We start from the raw sequence: 21,279 nt of genomic DNA on the forward strand, positions 1-21,279 counted from the left end.
CCTCCAGAGATTCTTTGTGCCGAGTCCGGGCCGGGCCGGACCTTTCGTGTGGCCTGCGCGGCAACGCTGCAGGCCAGTGTGCGCCGCAGTATAGGAGTTCACCGCGCTCGCGCCTGTTGCTGTTGAGCGTTGGCGCGAATTAATCCAAAAGGGTGAGCAAATCTGCACGCATGGCCAGATCGGCGGCGTGTTGCAGCAATGAATAGTCGAGTCGGGACTTCTCCGCGATGTCCAGCAGCGACTGCTCGCCGTCGGAGCCATTGAGCACCCACAGCAAGGCATTCTGGAGTTCGCTGATGCGGGTGTAGCCCCCCATCATCTGGTAGAGGCCACGGCGGCCCAGCTGCGGCTCACCCTTGGGAAACCGGTTGAGGTAGCGACCGTTGGTTTCTATCACGTTCAGGATCTGCAGCACGGTCTTGAGGGTGTGCTGCAGGTGTTCGGGGTGCACCAGTTGCAGGTTGTCTGCCGAGCTGTGGTACTCGCGGTAGGCACCGTGAGGCGAGCGCGTGAGCCGGCCCATGGGCAGGTTGATGCCGGGCGAGCAGAACTGGCGCTCGTCGTAGCCCCAGGGGGAGAAGTCCACGATGCGGTCTGCGAAACCCGCTTGCGTGAGCACGCTGGCACTGGCGCGGTCGATGAGCGAATCGTGGCGGCGCGAGCGTTTGTAGGTCACGCCGCCGGCGTCGCCCGCGACAGAGACGACCAGGCCCCCCTGGATTTGGGACAGCCTGGCTTCGTTGCGGCTGAGCCAGGTGATGGAACCAATGGTGGCCGGGGCAAACACCAGCCGGTAGCTCCACTTGAGCCGGCATTGCCGCAGGTACTCTCCCAGCGCCACGAGCACGCTGATGCCCGAGAGATTGTCGTTGCACAGCGAAGGATGGCAGGTGTGGGCAAAAAGAAGGATCTCCTGGTCGCTCTGGCCTGGAATGAAGCACTCCGCATAGCTCAGACTGCCTGGCGCGAGGTCGGCGTCGACGCACACTTCGTATTCGCCCTCGGGCAGGGCGAGCAGTTGCTGGTGTGGTAGGCAGAAACCCCAGTTGGCGTTGTAGTAGCTGGTGCGGTAGGGCGTCCACTCCGGGTTCTCGGGGTCGCTGTGCAAGTGCGGCTTGAGTTCGGCCAGCGTGAAGCGCCCATGCACGGGCGTGCTGTAGCTCACCACGTGAAGGTTGGAATGCTGGAAATCGACGATCTTGCGACCACTCGCATCCTTGATCCAGGCGTCGCGGATCGTCCATTCGTTGGGAATGGTCCAGTCGAACACCGCCGTGCCCGTGGCGACTTCGCTGCGCGCGAGATCGAGGTGTTCCCCGACGATGTCCAGGGTCTGGCGCACGCCCGCGCCGGTGATGCTGCGGCAGATGGGAAACAGACGCTCGATGAGTCCATACATCTTCTTCCCGGCTTCGTCGGGTTCCAGCCGGTCAATGCAGTCGCGCAGTGCGGTCATGGGCGTTTTTTCGTGTGGACTTGGCATGGCGGTTGGAGTTCAGACGCGCTTCCAGAGGCTGGGGCGTTCGGTACCCACCCATTCGGGGTGGTGGTTCTGGCCGGAATGATCGCTGATGTCGTCGGGCGTGGGCGCGAGGTTTTCGTACCAGAGGTGCGTGCGCCCAACGGTGGTGGACCGGGGGAGTGCGGCTTCGGCCAGCATGTCGTGTCTGGACAGGCAGGCGTCGTAGATCTGGATGCCGCCGATCACGCCGTTCCAGACCTCGTTGCCGGGTGCCCACGGCGCGTCCCCCCAGGTCAGGGCGGGCGATGGCGGCAGGACGTTGCCCCATGTGGCTGGCGCAATGAACCTCACGGTGTGGCGTTCGCTGGTGGACGGAAGGTTCCAGAAGTACTCGTGGAACTTGCCCAGTCGGTCGGACCAGGCCCGAAAGCCTTGTGTGTACCATCGGTCGTAGGCCACCGACTCCCCCAGCAGATCGCGCTGCAACACGGAGATCTCCCATCTGTGGTCTGTGCCATCCGGCGGTGGCTGCGGATAGGGGTGTGCACCGTAATAGCTGTCCGCTTTGCCATCGGGCGTCCAGACAAAGGTGCGCAGATCGTTCAGGCCGTCGTCGTTGCCCCAGAAAAAAGCGGTGTAGTAGCCCTTCTGCCGCCTGGGGTAGACGCGCCAGATGTAGGTGGCCGGATAGATGGCCAGCGGATCCCGGAAGCGAAAGCGCATGGTCTGCCTCACGGCGGCGGAACCGGGGAAATCCAGCCCCGTCCTGGGCATGGGCAGAGAGCCAGAGGCGACATCACATCCCGTCAACTGCAGCGTGGCGAGAGAGGCCGTAGAGGTCAGGAAAGTGCGTCTGCGAATCACCATCCGTTCAGCTCCCAGGTGCGTCGACACGCCGCAGCCAGATCTCCCGCCAGTAGGTGTTGGACGCGCGTGGGCAGCCAATGCGGCGGGCGGTGCATTCGGCCCGGCAATACACGTCCTCCAGCTGAATGCAGGGGCTCTTCATCTGCATCATCTTGCCCGTTTGTTCGTTGATGAGGCGATCCACCCGCATCTGCACCCGGAAACGGCCGCCCGAGTACTTGGACATCTCCATGTCGTAGCGCATGCCACGGTTGAAGCCGTCGACCGTGATCGTGGGAAGAATTTCCTCTGGCGACTTGACCTCCACCCATTCGCCGACCTGGAGTCGAAGTTCTTCTGTGGGAGTGGGGCTGCCCGCCGGGATCAAGCCACTTCCGAGCGGGTAGGGCTTGCCGCCGCGCAGTGCCTGGAAGCGGTTGAACAGGGCGACCAGTGCGCGGTAACCGTAGCCCAGGTCCACCAGATGGCGATAGCCGGCAAACAGGAGCAACTTGGTCATGTGCCACAGGCCATGGTTGCCGCTGGTGACGTCACGCAAGTACTGCCGCACGTCCCACCAGTGCAGCAAAGTGGTGGCTTCGAACAGCGCGGTGGTCTGGCATACATAGACTGGATCGGCCTCGTGCTCCTGGCCCGGTGCTGTGGCGTGGTCACGCACGCGTGCCGCCAGGTCTTCACCGGTTGCGGGAAGGGTGTGTGGCGGGTCGCTTTCGCGGCGCAACCACGCCTCCTTCCAGAAGAACACGCAATCGGCCATGCAGCCTCCGTGACCGGAGCCATCGCAGCGCGCACCGACCAGGTGCACCGCATCAATCATGCGTCGCCCCCCGGTCTTCTCGATGTTGTCGCAGGTTTTGTGTGCCACCTTGGCCACCTGCAGTCGCTGGCCGCAGAAGGCCAGCATCTCCGGCTGAAAGGGCAGCTTGTCCAGTCGTGCGCGATCATCCAGCGTGGCCAGAATTTCCTCGGGGGAGCGTACGACGACCCAGTCACCTGCCGAAAGGCCCAGCCTGCTTGGCCATGGGAATGGCTTCGAACTCATGAACGAACTCCGGAAAAGAAGAAGACCGCCTCAGGAATGGCCCCGGGACGGAAGAATCTTGAAATGATGAAGCACGCCGCGGGCCTGCCGGAGCACGATGCGCTCCGCGCCATCGGGACGCCCGGCCAGTGCCCAGGCCGCCAGGATGGCCAGCGCGTAGACGAACACGGCGATCGCGCCGCCCGCCACCAGCCATTGCAGGCATTCGAGCACGCCCATGGAACTTTGGTGCGCCGGCAGGAGCGCAGGCACCAGGAGTGCGATGGCCGTGCAGGCAAGCACGGGGCGCGAAATGGATCTGAGAAAAAGGCTGGGGCGCAGGCCCAGGCAGCGATGCAACTGGTACAGGTACAGCGGCGTGGAGATCAGCGACGTGAGCAAAGCGGCATAGGCCGCCCCCACCACGCCAATGTCCTTGTAGAAAAAGAAGATGGTCCCCAACAGGCCGAGCAAGAGGATGGTGTAGCCGAGGTTGGCATACATCACCCTGGCCGGGTGACCACGCGCAATGAGCACGGCGCAGATGGATGCGTGGAACAGCAGCAGAGCACCGTTGAAGGCCAGCAGTTGCATCAGCGGCACAGCGGCCAGCCATTTGTTGCCCAGTAGCACGGGGATCAGAAAAGGCGCCAGGATGTAGATGCAAGTGGCGACGGGCAAGGCGATCAGCGACAGGAGCTGGACCGCATTGGCATAGGCATGGGCGATGTCCGTGGGCTGGTCGAGCCTGGCAAAGCCGGGCAGCAGCGCACGGTTGATCGGTGCGCCAATTTCGGTGGTAGGCAAATGAGCCAGTTCGTAGGCGATGTTGTAGGTGCCCAGCGCCTGCGGGCCGGAAATGCGGCCGATGAAGAAGTCGGCTGAGCGCTCCTTGAAGAAGCCCGCGAAGTTGTTGATGAGCAGCCAGCGCGAAAAATTGAACAGTTCGCGGGCCTTGGACAAGTCCAGCCGTGGGCGGTAGGGGTGCATCAGGTAGCTGATCACCGTGCCAGCGAGTTTGGAAACCAGAATGCCAGCGACCAGGGCCCAGTAGCTTCTGAAGGCAAATGCCAACGGCACCACGATGGCGAAGCTGATGAGCTTGCGGCTGACCTGAAACCTGAACTCCTTGCGGAAGTCCAGCTCCTTGAGGAAGGCGACCACACCGATGTTCTGGGCGCCGGTGAAGAGGGGCCCGAATGCCAGCGCAATCACCACCCACATCAGTTCCGGGCTGCGGTAGAACGCCGCGATCGGGTAGGCCATGGCGATCATCAGGAGCGTGATGCCGATGCCGAGCAGGAAGCTGCAGGTCCAGGCGCTGTTGTAGTGGGCCGGTGTGGCGGACTGGTTCTGGATGATGGCGGTGTCGAAGCTGAAGGCACTGAGCAGCTCGGCCATGGCGATGAACGAAAGCGCCATCGCCACCACGCCGAAATCCTGTGGCGCGAGCAGGCGCGCCAGGATGAGGGTGCTGATGAGCCCAAGGCCGCGCTCGACGAGCTTGAACAGGATCATCCAGACAGCGCCCTTGGCCATCTGCTTTTGCGTGCTGTTGCTCATGCCGGCATGTTGCGTTTGGAGGGGGTGATCGCCACGCAGCAGATCAGCATGTGGTGCGCGGGATCGTTGACGAGCCTACCAGAGCCGTCTTAAGGCAGGCTACGACTTCAAGGGTATTCCGGTAATAGTTACACGGATGACGCGGTTTCGTTGACACGCCCCGGCGCTCGGGTTGTTCCATATTTCACGCTTTGCCGACGCCGCATGGCCTCATCGCCCATTTGCACCCCTGCGCAGATGCCATCCGCTTGCATACTTACGGGCGATCATCAAGAAGGAACCATGACTCCAGCGGCCCTTATCCACCATGCGCGCGAAAGCCTGCGAGGCAGCAGCCTGCGCAATGTCTATTGGGAGGCCTCGATCCTCCTCAGGGAACTGTCGCAGCTTTTCCAGCCGCGCAATGCCGTGTTTCGCAGACACGTCCTGAACGACCATGGGCGCTACCTGTTCTCTTCGGTTCGGCCGGTTTCGGGAGAAGCGCCTTCGCGAGCGAAAGCCGCCGTCGACTGGCTTCTGCGCGCACAGGAAGCGGGTGGAGACGGGGGGGTGGCGCTGGGTTACTTCCCCTGCGCGCGTGAGAACCCCGGTTGGCGGCCGTCGTACCCCGAGACCACGGGGTACATCATCACGTCGCTGTTGGCCTATTCGCGCCTGCACAGAGACGAGGACATCGCCGCGGCCGCGATGAAGATGGTGGACTGGGAGATTCGCATCCAGATGCCCTCAGGCGCGGTGCAGGGTGGCCAGGTGTGCCCGCCCGAAGAGCAGACGGCTGCCGCGTTCAACACCGGCATGGTGCTGGATGGTCTGTGCTCGGCCTATCTTCACCGTCCTGATCCAGCGGTCTTGCAGGCGGCTCGAAGGGCGGCGGATTTTCTGGTCAGTGATCTGGACGAATCTTTCTATTTCAAGACCAACGGCGCCTTTGTGAGCGTTGGCGAGATCAAGACCTACACCTGCCTCTGCGCCTGGGCGGTGTACCGGTTCGGCAAGATCGTCGATGAGCATTCCTACATGACGGCGGCCACGCAGGTCATTGAAGCGGCGCTGCGTCAGCAGCAGCCCAATGGCTGGTTTTCGAGCAACTGCCTGAATCGCTCGAGTGCACCGCTGACACACACCATCGGCTACACCTTGCAGGGCATCCTGGAGGTGGGCGTCCTTTCGGGGCGCGCAGATTTTGTGGTGCAAGTCCGGAAAACGGTGGATCGCATCCTGCCGCTGATCTCGTCCCAAGGGTATCTGCCAGGCCGGTTTTATGCGGACTGGAAGCCTGCAGCCCTGTCTTCCTGTCTCACCGGATCGGCGCAGATCGCCATTGTTTGCTACCGGCTGGCCCAGGAGTTGCGCGAGACCAAATACCAGCTTGCGGCCGATCGCCTGGTGAACTTTCTAAAAGGCGTGCAACTGGTCGAATCCGAAAATCCTGCATTGCAGGGCGCCCTGGCTGGATCGTTTCCGCTGTTTGGCGGTTACATGAGGGCGGGTTACCCGAACTGGGCGACGAAGTACTTGCTCGATGCCCTCATGCTGCAGATGCAAGCAGAAAAGCCGCCCGCTGCCTGAGCAACGGACGGCCCTCATGTCCGGTAGGCTGTTCAGCGAGGCACGATGGCCCAGGTGGGATCGCTGGTAAATGCGGCATCCATCTTGGGCGTCTTGGACTTCCACCAGGTGTAAGACGCGGATGCACCAGGAATTCCCGCACTGGTGGCTGCTGCCAACATGGCACGTGCCATGGCAGCCTGGCCTTCGGCGAGGTCGGGATAGCCGTTGTCCACGGGAACACTGCCGCAATTGGTGCCCACCGAGCCGTAGTTGGCTGCGTACAGGGCGCCCCAGGAGGTGAGGAATTTGCCACTGCTGTCCTGAATCTTCCACCAGGAGCCGGGCGCCTTGGTGGGGCAGAAGCCGTTGGATTCGTTGGTGAAACGACCCACCGTGAACTGGGTAATCCAATTGAGGAACGTCTTGGCGCTGGCGTTGTTACCGTCTTCCGCGATCTGTGCCATGACCAGCGTCATGAAGTCGTTCTGCCAGGGGGCCGCCTCGGTTTTGTCGTCCCCGGTGAACGCACCCAGGGGGGAGCGGCTGCCTGCACTGGCGGCGGGGTAGTTGTTCACATACCAGGTCAGGTTGTTGGCGAGTTTGCGCTGGAACGAACCCTTCATGGCATGACTGTCGGGGAGCGCCCTGGCGATTTCGTGAATGGAGCGCAGGCTCCAGGCCTGGCCTCGGGCCTCGTTGGGCTTGATCCAGCCGCTGGCGTAGCCACGGCTGCTTGGATTGGAGAAAGCGATGTTCCAGCTGGCCCAGAACGCCATTTCGTCCAGGTAGAAAGCGTCGCCCGTGATCAAGTAAGGAATGTAGGCGAACGAACCCTGGTGGGCGGTGTCTGCCTCCCAAATGGTGGAGCCCGAGGCCGAGGGAATCTTGGGCACTGAAATGTCGTACCGCACCGATACGTTCGGATAGGTCTCGACGTCCAGGGGTTGATCGGTGTTTTCGTCGCGGTAGTGGATGGGCACACCCGCTGCGGCGTCCGCGTTGGCGAACATGTTGGCGCGGACGCGGTCATCCTGCGTAATCAGGTAGAGCGCGGTGACGCGGGGTACCGGCCCGATATCGGAACGTGCACCCGTGGTGGGGAAGTAGGTTTCCAGAAATGCGGGTTCCATGGGCCCCGTCTTTGCCGAAGCCAGTTGCTGGGCTTCGCTTTGCAGAACGCTCTGAGGCACCGAGAGGGCCAGGTTGTAGTTCCACGTGGCGCGACTGGCGAGGAAATACGGCATGTGATGCCGCAAGCGGAAGTTCGGCGCTGAGCCACCGGTCCACAGCACCTTGTGCCAGCGTGCATGGTGGTAGTGCGTGAACTTGGGCTGAGAGTGAATGACCACGCCATCGCGCTTGATCTTCAGGTCATAGGTGATGTTGCCGGGTGCCGCCACGAACGTCCGTGTGTTCTCCAGAACCGCGTCGGTGCGGATGCGGGCGCCACCTTCATACAGGCGGGTGTGCAGCCGGGCCACCAGGTGCGGATGCACCGCATTGGTGGCCTTGTTCTTGAAAGGCGTGACCACGGTGTATTCCGCAGCGACCGCGCCACTCAGGCGTTTGCCGGCGCCGCTGGCGATTTGCGCCTTGAGCTGAGCCTGCGGTTGCGCGATCAGCGTGGTGGCGTTGCCACTGGAGTCGTAGACCGTCGCTTCAAGTTCAATATTCCAGGCAGGATCGGCGGGAACCACGGGCGCGCTGACCGACTTGCCCGCCGCAAAAAGGTTGATCAGGCGCGGCTGATTGGCCTGCAGGTTGCTCACACGGGCGCTCAGCACGGCAAAACGCACCGATCCATCCACATGGGACGAGATTTCGTCCATCTGCAGGGGTACAGCCGCACCGTTGCTGTCGGTGGCCGACAGGCCCTGCGTGGCCAGCAGGTCGCCCGCCTTGAAGGGTTGACCAAAGGTCACGGGCACCGATGTCTGCGTGCTGCCGGATGCCACCTCCACGCAAGTGATCGCCGACGGCGCGCAACTGAGCCCTCCGGTGATGGGGGGAGGTGCCGGAGCCGGAGCTGGAGCCGGAGCTGGAGCTGGAGCAGGAGCAGGAGCTGGAGCTGGAGCTGGAGCTGGAGCAGGAGCAGGAGCAGGAGCAGGAGCTGGAGCTGGAGCTGGAGCTGGAGCAGGAGCAGGAGCAGGAGCAGGAGCAGGAGCTGGAGCAGGAGCTGGAGCTGGAGCTGGAGCTGGAGCTGGAGCTGGAGCCGGAGCCGGAGCCGGAGCCGGAGCCGGAGCTGGAGCCGGTGCTGGAGCTGGAGCTGGAGCCGGTGCTGGAGCGGGAGCAGGTGCCGGTGCTGGAGCAGGTGCCGGAGCGGGAGCAGGTGCCGGAGCGGGAGCAGGTGCCGGTGCGGGCGGTGCGGGGATGGGCGCTGGCGCTGGTGCAGGAGCGGCGTTGTTCTGCTCGGTGCCCAAGGGCGATGCGCTGGTGCCGCCGCCTCCGCAGCCTGCGATGGCCGCCGTCATAAAAAGGGCGGCAAGCCATTTGTGGTCCTTCAGGGCATGGGACCGAGTGCGATGTGCGACGTTCATGGCGGTAGGGGCAGGGCAGATGTTCGGGAGGGTGGTACCTGTGCGATTTCTCACGCGAGGCGACATTCGGTGGTTTTCTCGGCCTTGGGTGAGCTGACTTTAGTCACCGATCGTGATGCTTTCGAGCATTCCCGACGAGGGGTTTCTTCAATACGATGCACGGCTCGATTCCGGAAAATGGTCAATTGGGAGGCAATCGGAATAGCTGGCATTTTGGTAACACGAAGAAACAATTTGGAACAATTAATCAAAATACCCAATTCAATTGGCGGCCAGGCTGGAGCAGATCGTCCATGCATTCAGGCCTCGGTGAATGGCATGAAAACGAATGCTTTTTGACTCAATTTTGGGGGATTGATGCCGCAATGAGCAGCGATCTCTCTGTCTTCAAGCGCCGCTTGAGGAGGTGCCGTCGCAGTGAGATCGCAATTTGATTGGCTCTTCTGCGGTTCGCCGCCTCAGCGCGAAGCCATTTCTGGCCCCCATGAATTGTCAACGTCGGCACGACCCCAATCTGTAGGAGCGTGTTACGAATTGAACAAGCTTGGGCGTTGAAGGTCAGGACACGGCCGGTGTGGGCTAGCGAGCGGCGCGCCCGGTGCCGCCAGCCTGGAACTGTTCCACCGCGCCGGGCAGGGTCTCCGCATGTCGCGGTGAGCCGGAAAAATCATTGGTTACAAAACTCTCCGAAGGTATTGGATCGGGCTTTTGCAACCAATCAAAAATTAACCCATCCGCATTAGCAAAATAACGGTGGGCGGGACCTGCCAGATCGCTGGAGACGCTGAGTCGGGCGCCATCGCGGGAAAGTGCAACGCCCTCGTACAGATTTGCGTGCAAATGTGCGTCGGCGGGCGCGTTGCGCACGCCGATGCCGCTGGTATTGACCAGGGTGTTGTGCATCAGGCGGATTTCGCGGGACCGGTTCACGTCCAGGCCGGTGTCGTTGCAGTGGGCGACGATGTTGTTGGCCGCCAGGCCGCCCCGGTGTTCGAATGCTTCGCAGCGGCCACGGCGACAGGCGCTGGCGTCGGTGCCGCCCCCGCCAAATGAGATGCCCACGCGCACCCCTGGCAAGGAGATGCCGGAAAGCGAGCAAATGACCAGATTGCGCTCAAAGCGGCCGTTCTCGCTGCCGCCTTTCATGAACATGCCAAATGAGATCTGATTGCCGTCCAGCTTCACAAACTGAGTCACCAGGTTGTCGTGCACGCGCCAATCGCTGGCGCCCACCAGGTCAAAGGGCGTCACTGGCCGTCCGGTTTCGCGGGGCCCCTGGTTGGTGAGGGTGTTGAAGGCCAGCGTGCCGTGGTCAGGCCATGCGTCGTTGAACCCATTGACCTTGACGTGGGCATTGAAATCGGTCACGCGGTTGTTGCGCAGCGTGGTGAACGCCGCACGTCCCACCACGTGGAAGGCATGTTCGCAGTCGTTGGCCCGCTGGCAGGCGCCGCGAATGTTCAGGTTTTCGAACACCCAGTGGGGGCGGTCGACCAGGATGCCTTCTTCCTGCTCGAACTCCAGCCACACGGTGCCAGGCTGCGCGGCGCTGAGCACCACCGGCGCGCCGGGGGCACCATCCTGCCCCAGGCGCAGCGTGCGCTGAAAAGGGTAGAGGCCGGGTGCAATGAGGATGCGCGTACCCGCCTGGGCCTTCAGCAAGGCGTCTTCGATTTCTTGCGGATTGGCCACCGCCAGCGTGTTGACGATGCCAGGAACCAGGGGCGCCAGCGCCTGGGGTTGCTGGCCCTTGCCCAGGCTGGGCAGAGGACCCGCGGGCGGCTCGCGCTCATAGCGGCTCTGAGCCAGCCGAAGCGCGGGCAAGAGCATGGCTTCGAGCCGATCGTGCCCTTGAAGGCGCCTCTTCAGGTGGCGAATGACTTCGTGAGGGCTGCGGCTGGTGGCTTCGCTCCACAGGCGCTGGCCCTGCTCGCTCCCCAGGAGCCAGGCCAGGACCATCGCCAGGGCCACCGCACCCGCCAGCAGTGCGTACAGACTGATTCGGACGAGTCGGCCCATGCGGAATGGTGGGAGTCACACGTTGGAAGGACGGGTCATCATAAGCGGGGCCTCTGGCCGTGAACCATGCCGCACTGCGCCCGTTTGCATACCCCGGGGCCCATGATTGCGTGGGTATGATCCACGCGTTGTGTACCAAGGTGGTACCCCTCTCAACATCCATGGAGCATCATGAAAGTCACCGTCGTCGGCACTGGGTACGTGGGTCTGGTCAGCGGGGCCTGCCTGGCGGAGGTGGGCAACGACGTGCTGTGCCTGGATGTGAATCCGGACAAGATTCGCATTCTGGAAGAGGGCGGGATTCCCATTTATGAGCCTGGCCTGAAGGAAATGGTGCAGCGCAATGTGGCCGCTGGCCGCCTGCACTTCACCACCGACCTGTCCCGTGCGGTGCATCACGGCACCATCCAGTTCATTGCGGTGGGCACCCCTCCCGACGAAGACGGATCGGCCGACATGCAGTACGTGCTGGCCGCCGCGCGCGGCATCGGCCGCCTGATGACGGACTACAAGGTGGTGGTGGACAAGAGCACGGTGCCCGTGGGCACGGCCGACCGCGTTCGCGAGGCCATTGCCGAAGAACTGCGCCTGCGCGGCGTGGACACGCCCTACGCGGTGGTGTCCAACCCCGAATTCCTGAAAGAAGGCGCTGCGGTGGAAGACTTCATGCGGCCGGACCGGATCATCGTGGGTGCCAGCGACGAACAGGCGGTGCATCTCATGCGCGCCTTGTATTCACCTTTTCAGCGCAACCGCGAGCGCCTGATCGTCACCGACGTGCGCAGCGCCGAACTCACCAAGTACGCAGCCAACGCCATGCTGGCCACGCGCATCAGCTTCATGAACGAACTGGCCAATCTGGCGGAGGCGCTGGGGGCCGACATTGAAATGGTGCGCCAGGGCATTGGTTCCGATCCGCGCATCGGCTACCACTTCCTCTATCCAGGCTGTGGCTACGGGGGCTCCTGTTTTCCCAAGGACGTCAAGGCCCTGATCAAGACCGCATCGGGTGAGGCGGGGCTGGACCTGAAGGTGCTCAGCGCTGTGGAAGAGGCCAACGACGCCCAGAAGCATGTGCTGGGCCGCAAGGTCAGGCAGCGCCTGGGCGAAGACCTGACCGGGCGGCATTTCGCGCTCTGGGGCCTGGCGTTCAAGCCCAACACCGACGACATGCGCGAGGCTCCCAGCCTGGAGTTGCTCAGCGACCTGCTGGCGGCCGGCGCCACCGTCACCGCCTACGACCCGGTGGCCATGCATGAGGCACAGCGAGCGCTGGGCGAGAACCCGCGCATCCGGTATGCCGCCAACCCGAACGACGCCCTGGTGGACGCCGATGCGCTGTTGATCGTGACCGAATGGAAGGAGTTCCGCAGCCCGGACTTCGACCTCATCAAGGAGCGGCTCAAGCAGCCCTTGATCCTGGACGGCCGCAACCTCTACGACCCGGCCTTCGTGCGTGGGCAGGGCTTCGAGTACCTGGCCATCGGCCGCTGAGCGTGGGCGATGGCACCGGTGCGGGCTGGTGTTGCTCGCATATGAATGGGGAGATTTGATGGAAGTTGCCAGGACAGGGCGGTCCGTACCCAGCATCGCAGTGATGCTTCTGAAGGTATTTCTGATCCTTTTCGTGTTCGTCGTTTCTTCCGACGAAATGGTCGAACGATTCCTGCAGTTCGCCGCCAGTGACCATCCATGGCGAAACCGGGTGGTGTTCTTGTTCCTCTGGATCACCGGGTGCGGCGTTGCAATGTTGTTGGCCTTCCTGCGCCCCATGTGGTTGCGCGTCGTGCTTGCGTTGCCCCTGAGCATCGCAGCGATGTTCTCGGTCATCTACAGAGGCACCACAGACACGGTTCTGAACTACAGCGAATTCTTTGCCATGTGGAGTTCACGCGGTGACTGGATGTCTGCCGTGGCCAACTATGGGCAACATGCCTTGCCCGGACTGGGCGTGGGGGCGCTGCTCTTTGTGGCCATCGTGCTCCCCGGCTTTGCCTGGCGGGACTCAGTCCTGGCCAGGGCTGGGTTGGTGCTGGCCTACTTCGCGCCTCTGGCCGCGGTAGCCGCCATGATCGACCTCAAGGGTGGTGCGGCTGCACTGGGCGTTCCAGCCCCGACCAAGGTGCTGGGTATGTTCTCGCATGTCCTGTATTCGGAAATCACCAACGATTTTGACCGGCAGCGGCAGAGTCTGGACGCTCGGCCCAAGCCGTCGGGCGCAAGGCCCCATGTCGTCTTGATCGTGGACGAAAGCGTCCGTGGCGACTACCTCTCGATCAACGGCCAGACGGCAGACACCACGCCGTTCCTCCGACAACAGCAGGACAAGCTGTTCAATTTTGGCATCGCGTCTTCCGGCTTCGATTGCAGTCACTATTCAAACGTGGTGCTTCGCTTCGGGTTGCCTGCCGGATCAATGGACAAGGCAGTGCGGACCTATCCCAGCATCTGGGCGTACGCGAAAAATGCAGGCTATCGCACCAGCTTCGTTGACGCCCAGCGCAGGCATGGCCAACTCACCAACTTCATGACGATCAACGAGACGAAGCTTATTGACAACTTCGTTCAGTTCAGCCGCGTGGATGCGGTGGAAAGGGCGGACGACTTCGTCCGCAAGGACGAGGCGGCCGCGCTAGAAGTCTCGCGGCTGCTGAAGGAAGAGACACCCCAGTTCATCTACATGAACAAGGAAGGCGCTCATGCGCCCTATGAAGGCAAATACCCGGAGTCAGAGACAAAGTTTCGTCCCACCATGAAGCTTGGACAAACCTTGGGCGAGGGCGTGAACAGGGATGAGCTCAAGAACTCATACCGCAATGCGGTGAGTTGGTCGGTCGACCATTTCTTTTCCGTCCTGCTCAAGGACGCCAAGCTGGCGAACACGGTCATTCTCTACACCTCCGACCATGGGCAGAACCTTCTGGAGAAGGGCGTCGTGACGCATTGCGGGCAGTCGGACCCCACGCACGGTGTGGCGGTCGTGCCGCTGTTCGTCGTGACAGAAAACCTGGCGCTCGCCGCCGGCCTTCGGGAGGCGGTCCGCATCAATTTCGGCAAGGCATCCCACTTCAACATTTACAAGACGGTGATCGGGTGGATGGGCTACGAGGCGAAGGAATTGCCGTTTTCGTACGATGCGTCTTTGACCGAACCACTCACGGGAGAACGCAAGTTCTACACGGGAAACCTGTTGAGCGGCGAAACGAAATCCCATGTTTTCTCCCCCTAGTCAATGGCGACCGCAGACGCCTGACGCGAGGGAGCGCCAGGGCCTGACGGGTGTCTGATCAGAAGACGCCGTGGCTCGCCTTGCGTGGGCACGTGCGCTTCCTGACGGGCAGCATGGCGCTGTCGGGGTGTGCCGCCTGTCTGGTCCTCAGCGTTTCGCACCCCTATCCATTCCTGGCGACAGGAGGCGTTGCCTTCGCCATGCTGTTGTCGGTCTGGCGGCCATCGGCCTGGCTGTTTCTGCTGCCGGCCTTGTTGCCCGTGCTCAACTTCTCACCCTGGACCGGGTGGTGGCTGCTGGACGAGACCGACCTGCTGGTGCTGGCCCTGGCGGCAGGCGCCTACGCGCGCTGGGCCTGCACGCGGCATGGAGCCACGCACGACGTGCGAGGCGTTCCGTGGTGGTTGTGGTGGCTGCTGTTGGCCAGCCTGGTGGGGGGCGTGTGGCGGGGCCTGCTCGATGCCGGCATGGATGCCGCCGCGCTGGGTGGGTGGCTGAGCAACCCAGTCCTCTGGAAGGAAGGCCTGTACGCCAGCTACGACAGCACCTGGAACACCTTGCGAGTGGCCAAGAGCCTCGCCTGGGGCCTGCTGCTGGTGCCGCTGTTGCGTGCGCCGGCGGCCCAACAAGGGCCCGGTCCGGTTTTGCTGCTCGCACGCGGGATGGTGGCGGGGCTTTCGCTGGTGGGCCTGGTGGTGCTGTGGGAGCGCCTGGTCTATGCCGGCCTGTTGGAATTCAACCTGCCTTACCGAACCACCGCCTGGTTCTGGGAAATGCATGTCGGCGGCGGCGCGATCGACGCCTACCTGGCCATGGCCACCCCTTTTGCCTTCTGGGCCATGTGGTCTGCACGCACGCCCTGGCGCTGGCTGGGGGCCAACCTGCTGATGTGGGTGACCGTGTACGCCGTGCTCACCACTTACTCGCGCGGGGTGTACCTCGCCGCGGTGCTTTCACTGGTGTTCATGGCCATCGTGGCCTGGGTATGCCGCATTGCACCTGCGGCGGGTCGTGCCTGGGGGCGCCGCGACCTCACTGCGGTGCTGGCTGCCGTGGTTCTGCAAAGCGCGCTGGTGCTCGGGGGCGGCACCTACATGTTCGATCGCCTGGCGGCTTCCAATGTCGATCTCATTGGCCGCGTGACCCATTGGCTCGCAGGCCTATCGCTGCTGAACGGTGGCGAAGATCTGGCGCTTGGCCTGGGCCTGGGCCGCTTGCCCACGCATTACAGCCAGGAGACGCCAGACGGCGAGCTGTCAGGCAGCGCCCGCTGGAGCGGCCTGAAGCAGGGGAAGGCCCATGTGATGCTCTCAGGCCCTGCCACACGCGGCGAGCTGGTGGGGCTGTTTTCTTTGACACAGCGGGTTCGACTGGAGGACACGGGCCCGTATGTGGCGCGCCTGCGGGCACAGGTTGATCTGCCCGTGAGCCTGGTGGTGAGCCTTTGCGAGCGGCATCTGCTCTACAGCTACCAGTGTCAGTGGGAGTACGTTGACCTGGAACCCGGCGAAGACGGACGTCTGAATGGGATCGAGGTGCCACTGCGGGGCGATGCCTTTGGTGCGCGCGGTCCGCTGAAACGCCTGCGCGGTGGCGTCCTGGCCATCACGCCGACGGAGGCGGGCAGCGTGGTGCGACTGGAGAGCGTCGAGCTGCTCAACCCGCAAGGCCGGCAGGTGCTGTCCAACACCCGATTCAACCAAGGCCTGGCGCACTGGTTTCCCATGGCGCGTGGACATTTCCTGGCCTGGCACATGGACAACCTCTACCTGGAACTACTGATCGAACGCGGACTGACCGGCCTGGCCGTTTTGGGTCTTTGGCTGGCATGGGCTGCGACGCGCCTTGGGGTCGGCCTGCGCCACGCTGACCCCTTGGCCTGGGTGCTGGGCGGCGCGCTGTTCGGCATGTTGTCGCTGGGTGCGGTGATCAGTGTCACCGAGTTGCCACGGCTGGCGCTGATGCTCGTGCTGCTTCTGTTCGCCACATCGTCGATTCGTACACGAATTGGCTAAGTCCGTGTCTGTAACCGATTGTAGGCAGTTCGATTAACCGCTATTCTGATTTGTGCTCCCCCAAGGCGCAGAGGTTTGCAACAACAACAGGGATCGCGGGCTTGATCAAGCTATTCAATCACTATTTCGACCGTCGCACGCTGTCGCAGATGCTCATGGATCTGCTGCTGGTGAGTGCAGCGTTCATGGCCACGCTCGTGGTGTTGTCCGATGCCGCCGACCTGACCAGTGTCAAGGTCGGAGAAGGTCTGTTGCGGGCCCTGCTGATGAGCTGCGGCTTCCTGGCGATCAACTCGGCGCTTGGCCTGTACGACCGGGGCAGCGTGTTCAACAACACGCAACTGACCGCCCGCGTGCTCGTGTCCTTCATGCTGATGGGTTTGGTGGTCGTGGGCGTGCTCTTGCTCCTGCCCATGGAGGCCTTTTACGGGCACACCTGGGCGGTGGTGATCGTGATGATGGCCACCGGCGTGCTGTTGCTGGTGCAGGTGCTGACCGGTGAATTCCTGCCCAAGTCGCTGACGCGCCGCAAAGTGCTGGTGTACGGCACGGGCGTCAAGGCCAAGGCCGTGGGGCAGACCTTGACCAGGCCTTCTTCCAGTGCCGACCTCTCGGGCTACTACGCCAGCCCCAACGAGCGCGAGCACCTGGTGACTGACTGGGGGGTTCTGTCGCCCGACAAAAGCCTGACGGAACTGGTCAGCGAAAAGGGCATCGACGAGATCGTGATTGCTTTGTCCGAGCGGCGCGGCGGCAGCATGCCCATGCGCGAATTGCTCGATTGCAAACTCAGTGGTGTGCGCGTCACGGACATCGCCACCTATTTCGAACAGAACCTGGGGCAGATTCGCCTGGACGCGGTTTCTGCAGGCTGGCTCATCTTTGGCGACGGCTTCAACCAGGGCTTCATCCGCACCACGGTCAAGCGCATCTTCGACATCGCCGGTGCCACGGTGCTGATCCTGCTGGCAATGCCCATCATGCTGGTGACTGCGTTCATCATCAAGCTGGAGAGCTCAGGCCCCATCCTGTACAAACAGGAACGCGTGGGCCTGAACAACAAGCCCTTCAATGTGGTGAAGTTCCGCAGCATGCGCACCGATGCCGAGAAGGACGGCATTCCGCGCTGGGCGACAGCGGGAGACAGCCGCGTGACGCGCGTGGGGCGCGTGATCCGCAAGCTGCGCATTGACGAACTGCCCCAGTTGTTCAGCGTGCTCAATGGCGACATGAGTCTGGTGGGGCCGCGCCCGGAGCGGGCTTTTTTCGTGGAGAAGCTGACGCAGGAAATCCCGTTCTATGCGGTGCGTCACAGCGTCAAGCCCGGGGTGACCGGCTGGGCGCAAGTGCGTTACCAGTATGGTTCCACCGTCGAAGACACCGCTGAGAAGCTTCAATACGACCTCTACTACGTCAAGAACCACTCGCTCTTTCTTGATCTGGTGGTGTTGTTCGAGACCGTCGGCGTGGTGTTGACCGGCAAAGGTGCGCAGTAGACGCGCCCCGGGTATCGGCACGGGGTCAACGGCGTGACAGAGGTCCACACTTCGCTGACAGCCTGGGGCCTGGGGCTGGCCGCCATGGCCTATGCCGTGCTGGCCGTGCATCTGGTGCGGCAGGGCTATCTCAAGAAGCCGGTGAATCGCGCAGGCCTGGCCATCATCGTGGCTTCCGTGCTCACCGCGCTGTGGGCCGGGGCCGGCCTGTGGGCCCTGAAAGAAGCCACGCGCTGGATCTGGGTGGTGTTGCTCGACATTGCCCGCTACGCCGCGTGGTTCGCGTTCGTGGTGCAACTCTTTCGTCAGGCGGCGCGTCAGGGCAGGGAGGTCGAGGCCACCCGGTGGATGACCCCGCTGGCGATCCTCATGCCGCTGCTCAGCCTGGTGACGCTGGTGCTGCCGGGCCTCTGGGCCGCCAAAGGTGGACATGTCCTGGCGGGATTTTTCACCACGATGATGCTGCTCTCCGTGCTCGGCATGGTGCTGGTGGAGCAGCTCTTTCGCAACCTGCCTGACGACGCGCTCTGGAGCGCCAAGCCTATCTGCCTGGGTCTGGCGGGCACTTTCCTGTTCGATCTTTTCCTGTTCTCTCGGGCGGTGTTGTTCGGCGGGATTGACCACGACGCCTGGAACATCCGCGGACTCGTGCACGGCGCCATGATGCCGCTGCTCCTGCTTTCGGCCTCGCGCCATCGCAACTGGATCGGGAAGATCCAGGTGTCGCGCAAGGTGGTCTTTCATTCGGCCACGCTGCTGCTGGCGGGGGCCTACCTGCTGTTCATCTCCGGTGTTGGCTACTACGTGCGTTACTTCGGCAGCGACTGGGGACCCGCGCTGCAATTGGCGCTGGTGTTCCTGGCGCTGGTGGTGCTGTCAGCGCTGGCACTCTCGGCTTCGCTGCGCGCGCGCTTGCGGGTGATGCTGGGCAAGAACTTCTTTCGTTACCGCTACGACTACCGGGACGAATGGCTGAAATTCACGCGCACCCTCTCCAGCGAGTCCAACCCGCAGGCGATGGGCCAGCGCGTGGTGCGTGGCCTGGCCGACATGCTGGAGAGCCCCGCCGGCGGCCTGTGGCTCAAGCGCCCGGAAGAGAACCTGTACCGGCAGGTGGCCAGCTGGAATCTGCCCTTGGTCGCACCCACCGAGTCCATGGACTCACCGCTGTTGAGCTTCATGCGCCGCACGGGCTGGGTGGTGAACCTGGAGGAATACAGGAGTTCACCGCAACGCTACGAACATCTGGAGCTGCCGCAGTGGCTGGCACTGCTGCCACAGGCCTGGCTGCTGGTGCCGCTGTGGCTGAACGACGAAGAGTTGCCCGGCTTCGTCCTGCTGGCCCAGCCGCGCACGCGGCTGGATGTGAACTGGGAGGTCAACGACCTGCTCAAGACCGCAGGTCGGCAGGCGGCGAGTTTCCTGGCGCAGATGCAGGCCACCGAGGCACTGCTGGAAGCCCGCAAGTTCGAGGCCTTCAGCCGCATGTCGGCCTTTGTGGTTCACGACCTCAAGAACATCGTCACCCAGCTTTCCCTGATGGTGAAAAACGCCAAGCGACTGAGCCACAACCCTGAATTTCAGGCCGACATGCTGATGACGGTGGAGAACTCGCTCGATCGCATGCGCCAGCTCATGCTGCAGTTGCGTGAAGGCGCGGCGGCGGGCGATGGCGCGGTGGGCGTGGACCTGGGGCGCGTGGCGAGGCGGCTGGCCAATGCGGCAGACAAGCGCGGTCGTTCACTGGAGCTCGACCTCGAGCCCAATGTGGCGACCCGAGGGCACGAGGAACGTCTGGAGCGCGTGCTGGGGCACCTGGTCAACAACGCGCTGGACGCCACCGAGGCTTCCCAAAGGGTATGGCTCAAGCTGGAGCGCTTCGGCAGCCACGCCAGGGTGGAGGTCGGAGACAATGGTCTGGGCATGTCCGAGGCGTTTGTGCGCGAGCGGCTGTTCAAGCCGTTTCAGACCACCAAGGAAGCCGGCATGGGCATTGGCGCGTACGAGAGTTTTCAGTATGTCCAGGAGCTGGGTGGCAAGGTCTCGGTGGACAGCAAGGAAGGCGCCGGGACGGTGGTGAGCCTGTTGTTGCCCTTGATCGACGCCTTCCAGTCTTCGGACCTGCACCCGTTGGGAGAAACATGAGTTCAGACAAGGCCGCGCAACTGATGGTCGTGGAAGACGACCTCGCGTTGCAGAAGCAGATCAAGTGGTCACTCGACCAGTTCGAGGTGGTCACCGCCGACGATCGCGAGGGCGCGCTGACGCAACTGCGCCGGCACGCGCCTGCCGTGGTGACCATGGACCTGGGGCTGCCGCCCGACGCCGACGGCGTGGGCGAAGGCTTCCGGCTGCTGGAGCAGATGCTGGCCGCCGCGCCGCAGACCAAGGTGATCGTGCTAACCGGGCAGAACGGCCAGGCCAACGCCTTGCGCGCGGTGGCCATGGGCGCCTACGATTTCCTGGCCAAGCCGTTCGAGCCCGAGATGCTCAACCTGACCGTGGAACGGGCGTTCCGCCTGCACGCGCTGCAAGCGGAAAACCACCGCCTTCAGTCCATGCGCCAGGCCGAAACCCTGGCGGGCCTGTTGACGCGTGATCCCGGCATGCTGCGGGTGTGTCGCACCATCGAGAAGGTGGCCAACTCGGGCGCCACGGTCATGCTGCTGGGAGAGAGTGGCACCGGCAAGGAGGTGCTTGCGCGCGGGCTGCACCAGTCGTCCAACCGCAAGGACGAGCGCTTCGTGGCCATCAACTGCGCGGCGATTCCGGAGAATCTGCTGGAGAGTGAACTCTTCGGCTACGAAAAGGGTGCATTCACCGGCGCTGCAAAGACCACCCTGGGAAAGATCGAGACCGCCAACGGCGGCACGCTCATGCTCGACGAGATCGGCGATCTGCCCATGCCCTTGCAGGCCAAGCTACTGCGCTTTCTGCAGGAGCGCGTGATCGAACGCGTGGGCGGGCGCCAGGAGATTCCGGTGGACGTGCGCATCGTATGCGCCACCCATCAGGACTTGAAGCAGCTCACCGGCGAGGGGCGCTTTCGCGAAGACCTGTACTACCGCCTGGCCGAGATCGTGGTCGACATCCCGCCGCTGCGTGAGCGCCTGGGGGATGCCGCCCTGCTGGCCCACGCCTTTGCGAAGCGGTTTTCCCAGGAGCAGGGGCGCCGCAACCTCAGCCTGTCTGAAGATGCGCTGCGCGCCATCGAAGCCCATCCCTGGCCCGGCAACATCCGCGAGCTGGAGAACTGCGTCAAGCGCGCGGTGATCATGGCCGATGGCACACAGGTGACCGCCGACGATCTGGGACTGGCCGTGCCCGATGTGGAGCAGGACGCCATGAGCTTGACGCTGGACCTGCGCACGGTTCGCGACCAGGCGGAGAAGAAGGCGGTGATCGCCGCCATGGCCCGCACCAACGGCAATGTGTTGAAGGCGGCGGAGTTGCTGGGTGTCAGCCGACCTACGCTGTACGACCTGATGCACCGCCTCGGACTCAAGTGAAAAACGGCTA

At 63.2% G+C, this 21,279-nt stretch carries 14 protein-coding genes; 8 read left to right on the plus strand and 6 right to left on the minus strand.

What is annotated here, in order from left to right; translation table 11 throughout:
- Positions 1–139 precede the first annotated feature (139 nt).
- From AB7F11_RS09130 to AB7F11_RS09145, 4 genes are read right to left on the minus strand one after another with little or no spacing between them, the layout of a single operon-like run.
- Positions 140–1,483 (minus strand): DUF4910 domain-containing protein, encoded by a 1,344-nt coding sequence (locus AB7F11_RS09130; RefSeq protein WP_428300736.1) that lies wholly within the window; start codon positions 1,481–1,483, stop codon positions 140–142.
- 12 nt (positions 1,484–1,495) lie between these two features.
- On the minus strand, positions 1,496–2,329 hold the full coding sequence (locus AB7F11_RS09135) for a hypothetical protein (protein WP_428290348.1): 834 nt from the start codon (positions 2,327–2,329) through the stop codon (positions 1,496–1,498).
- 4 nt (positions 2,330–2,333) lie between these two features.
- Positions 2,334–3,371, minus strand: coding sequence for a hypothetical protein (locus tag AB7F11_RS09140; RefSeq protein ID WP_428290347.1), 1,038 nt, complete (start codon positions 3,369–3,371; stop codon positions 2,334–2,336).
- 30 nt (positions 3,372–3,401) lie between these two features.
- Positions 3,402–4,913 carry a lipopolysaccharide biosynthesis protein gene (locus AB7F11_RS09145; RefSeq protein ID WP_428299932.1) on the minus strand — a complete coding sequence of 504 codons (1,512 nt, stop codon included), beginning with the start codon at positions 4,911–4,913 and terminating at the stop codon, positions 3,402–3,404.
- Positions 4,914–5,195: 282 nt separating this feature from the next.
- Between AB7F11_RS09145 and AB7F11_RS09150 the strand changes: the two genes are divergently transcribed.
- Positions 5,196–6,482: a hypothetical protein gene (locus AB7F11_RS09150; protein WP_428291341.1), complete on the plus strand. Its 1,287-nt coding sequence runs from the start codon at positions 5,196–5,198 to the stop codon at positions 6,480–6,482.
- A gap of 32 nt (positions 6,483–6,514) precedes the next feature.
- On the opposite strand, the gene AB7F11_RS09155 is transcribed toward AB7F11_RS09150, so the two are convergent.
- Positions 6,515–8,425: a hypothetical protein gene (locus AB7F11_RS09155; protein ID WP_428291340.1), complete on the minus strand. Its 1,911-nt coding sequence runs from the start codon at positions 8,423–8,425 to the stop codon at positions 6,515–6,517.
- Positions 8,426–8,475: 50 nt separating this feature from the next.
- Between AB7F11_RS09155 and AB7F11_RS09160 the strand changes: the two genes are divergently transcribed.
- Positions 8,476–8,937 carry a hypothetical protein gene (locus AB7F11_RS09160; protein WP_428291339.1) on the plus strand — a complete coding sequence of 154 codons (462 nt, stop codon included), beginning with the start codon at positions 8,476–8,478 and terminating at the stop codon, positions 8,935–8,937.
- 643 nt (positions 8,938–9,580) lie between these two features.
- On the opposite strand, the gene AB7F11_RS09165 is transcribed toward AB7F11_RS09160, so the two are convergent.
- Positions 9,581–11,020: a hypothetical protein gene (locus AB7F11_RS09165; protein ID WP_428291338.1), complete on the minus strand. Its 1,440-nt coding sequence runs from the start codon at positions 11,018–11,020 to the stop codon at positions 9,581–9,583.
- Between the two features lie 171 nt (positions 11,021–11,191).
- Between AB7F11_RS09165 and AB7F11_RS09170 the strand changes: the two genes are divergently transcribed.
- The 6 genes from AB7F11_RS09170 (at position 11,192) to prsR (ending at position 21,269) form a co-directional block, all read left to right on the plus strand.
- Entirely contained in the window at positions 11,192–12,514 is a 1,323-nt protein-coding gene (locus AB7F11_RS09170) for a UDP-glucose dehydrogenase family protein (RefSeq protein ID WP_428291337.1), read from the plus strand.
- A gap of 103 nt (positions 12,515–12,617) precedes the next feature.
- Complete coding sequence (locus tag AB7F11_RS09175) at positions 12,618–14,249, plus strand: sulfatase-like hydrolase/transferase (protein WP_428299934.1); 1,632 nt, start codon at positions 12,618–12,620, stop codon at positions 14,247–14,249.
- 50 nt (positions 14,250–14,299) lie between these two features.
- A complete protein-coding gene (locus AB7F11_RS09180; RefSeq protein WP_428291335.1) occupies positions 14,300–16,264 on the plus strand; it encodes an O-antigen ligase family protein in 1,965 nt (654 codons plus the stop codon).
- Between the two features lie 101 nt (positions 16,265–16,365).
- Positions 16,366–17,760 carry a TIGR03013 family XrtA/PEP-CTERM system glycosyltransferase gene (locus AB7F11_RS09185; protein ID WP_428291334.1) on the plus strand — a complete coding sequence of 465 codons (1,395 nt, stop codon included), beginning with the start codon at positions 16,366–16,368 and terminating at the stop codon, positions 17,758–17,760.
- A 33-nt stretch (positions 17,761–17,793) separates the two neighbouring features.
- On the plus strand, positions 17,794–19,905 hold the full coding sequence (gene prsK, locus AB7F11_RS09190) for an XrtA/PEP-CTERM system histidine kinase PrsK (protein WP_428291333.1): 2,112 nt from the start codon (positions 17,794–17,796) through the stop codon (positions 19,903–19,905).
- Positions 19,902–21,269 carry a PEP-CTERM-box response regulator transcription factor gene (gene prsR, locus AB7F11_RS09195; RefSeq protein ID WP_428291332.1) on the plus strand — a complete coding sequence of 456 codons (1,368 nt, stop codon included), beginning with the start codon at positions 19,902–19,904 and terminating at the stop codon, positions 21,267–21,269. The genes prsK and prsR overlap by 4 nt, the downstream gene beginning before the upstream one ends.
- Positions 21,270–21,279 lie beyond the last annotated feature (10 nt).

It is taken from the genome of Hydrogenophaga sp., assembly GCF_050250835.1.
In the GTDB taxonomy this organism is placed as follows: Bacteria; Pseudomonadota; Gammaproteobacteria; order Burkholderiales; family Burkholderiaceae_C; genus Hydrogenophaga.

Bases quoted from the DNA above. Each gene is read 5' to 3' on its own strand.
- AB7F11_RS09130 (WP_428300736.1), bottom strand. From the start codon at position 1,483: ATGCCAAGTCCACACGAAAAAACGCCCATGACCGCACTGCGCGACTGC.
- AB7F11_RS09135 (WP_428290348.1), bottom strand. From the start codon at position 2,329: ATGGTGATTCGCAGACGCACTTTCCTGACCTCTACGGCCTCTCTCGCC.
- AB7F11_RS09140 (WP_428290347.1), bottom strand. From the start codon at position 3,371: ATGAGTTCGAAGCCATTCCCATGGCCAAGCAGGCTGGGCCTTTCGGCA.
- AB7F11_RS09145 (WP_428299932.1), bottom strand. From the start codon at position 4,913: ATGAGCAACAGCACGCAAAAGCAGATGGCCAAGGGCGCTGTCTGGATG.
- AB7F11_RS09150 (WP_428291341.1), top strand. From the start codon at position 5,196: ATGACTCCAGCGGCCCTTATCCACCATGCGCGCGAAAGCCTGCGAGGC.
- AB7F11_RS09165 (WP_428291338.1), bottom strand. From the start codon at position 11,020: ATGGGCCGACTCGTCCGAATCAGTCTGTACGCACTGCTGGCGGGTGCG.
- AB7F11_RS09170 (WP_428291337.1), top strand. From the start codon at position 11,192: ATGAAAGTCACCGTCGTCGGCACTGGGTACGTGGGTCTGGTCAGCGGG.
- AB7F11_RS09175 (WP_428299934.1), top strand. From the start codon at position 12,618: ATGCTTCTGAAGGTATTTCTGATCCTTTTCGTGTTCGTCGTTTCTTCC.
- prsR (WP_428291332.1), top strand. From the start codon at position 19,902: ATGAGTTCAGACAAGGCCGCGCAACTGATGGTCGTGGAAGACGACCTC.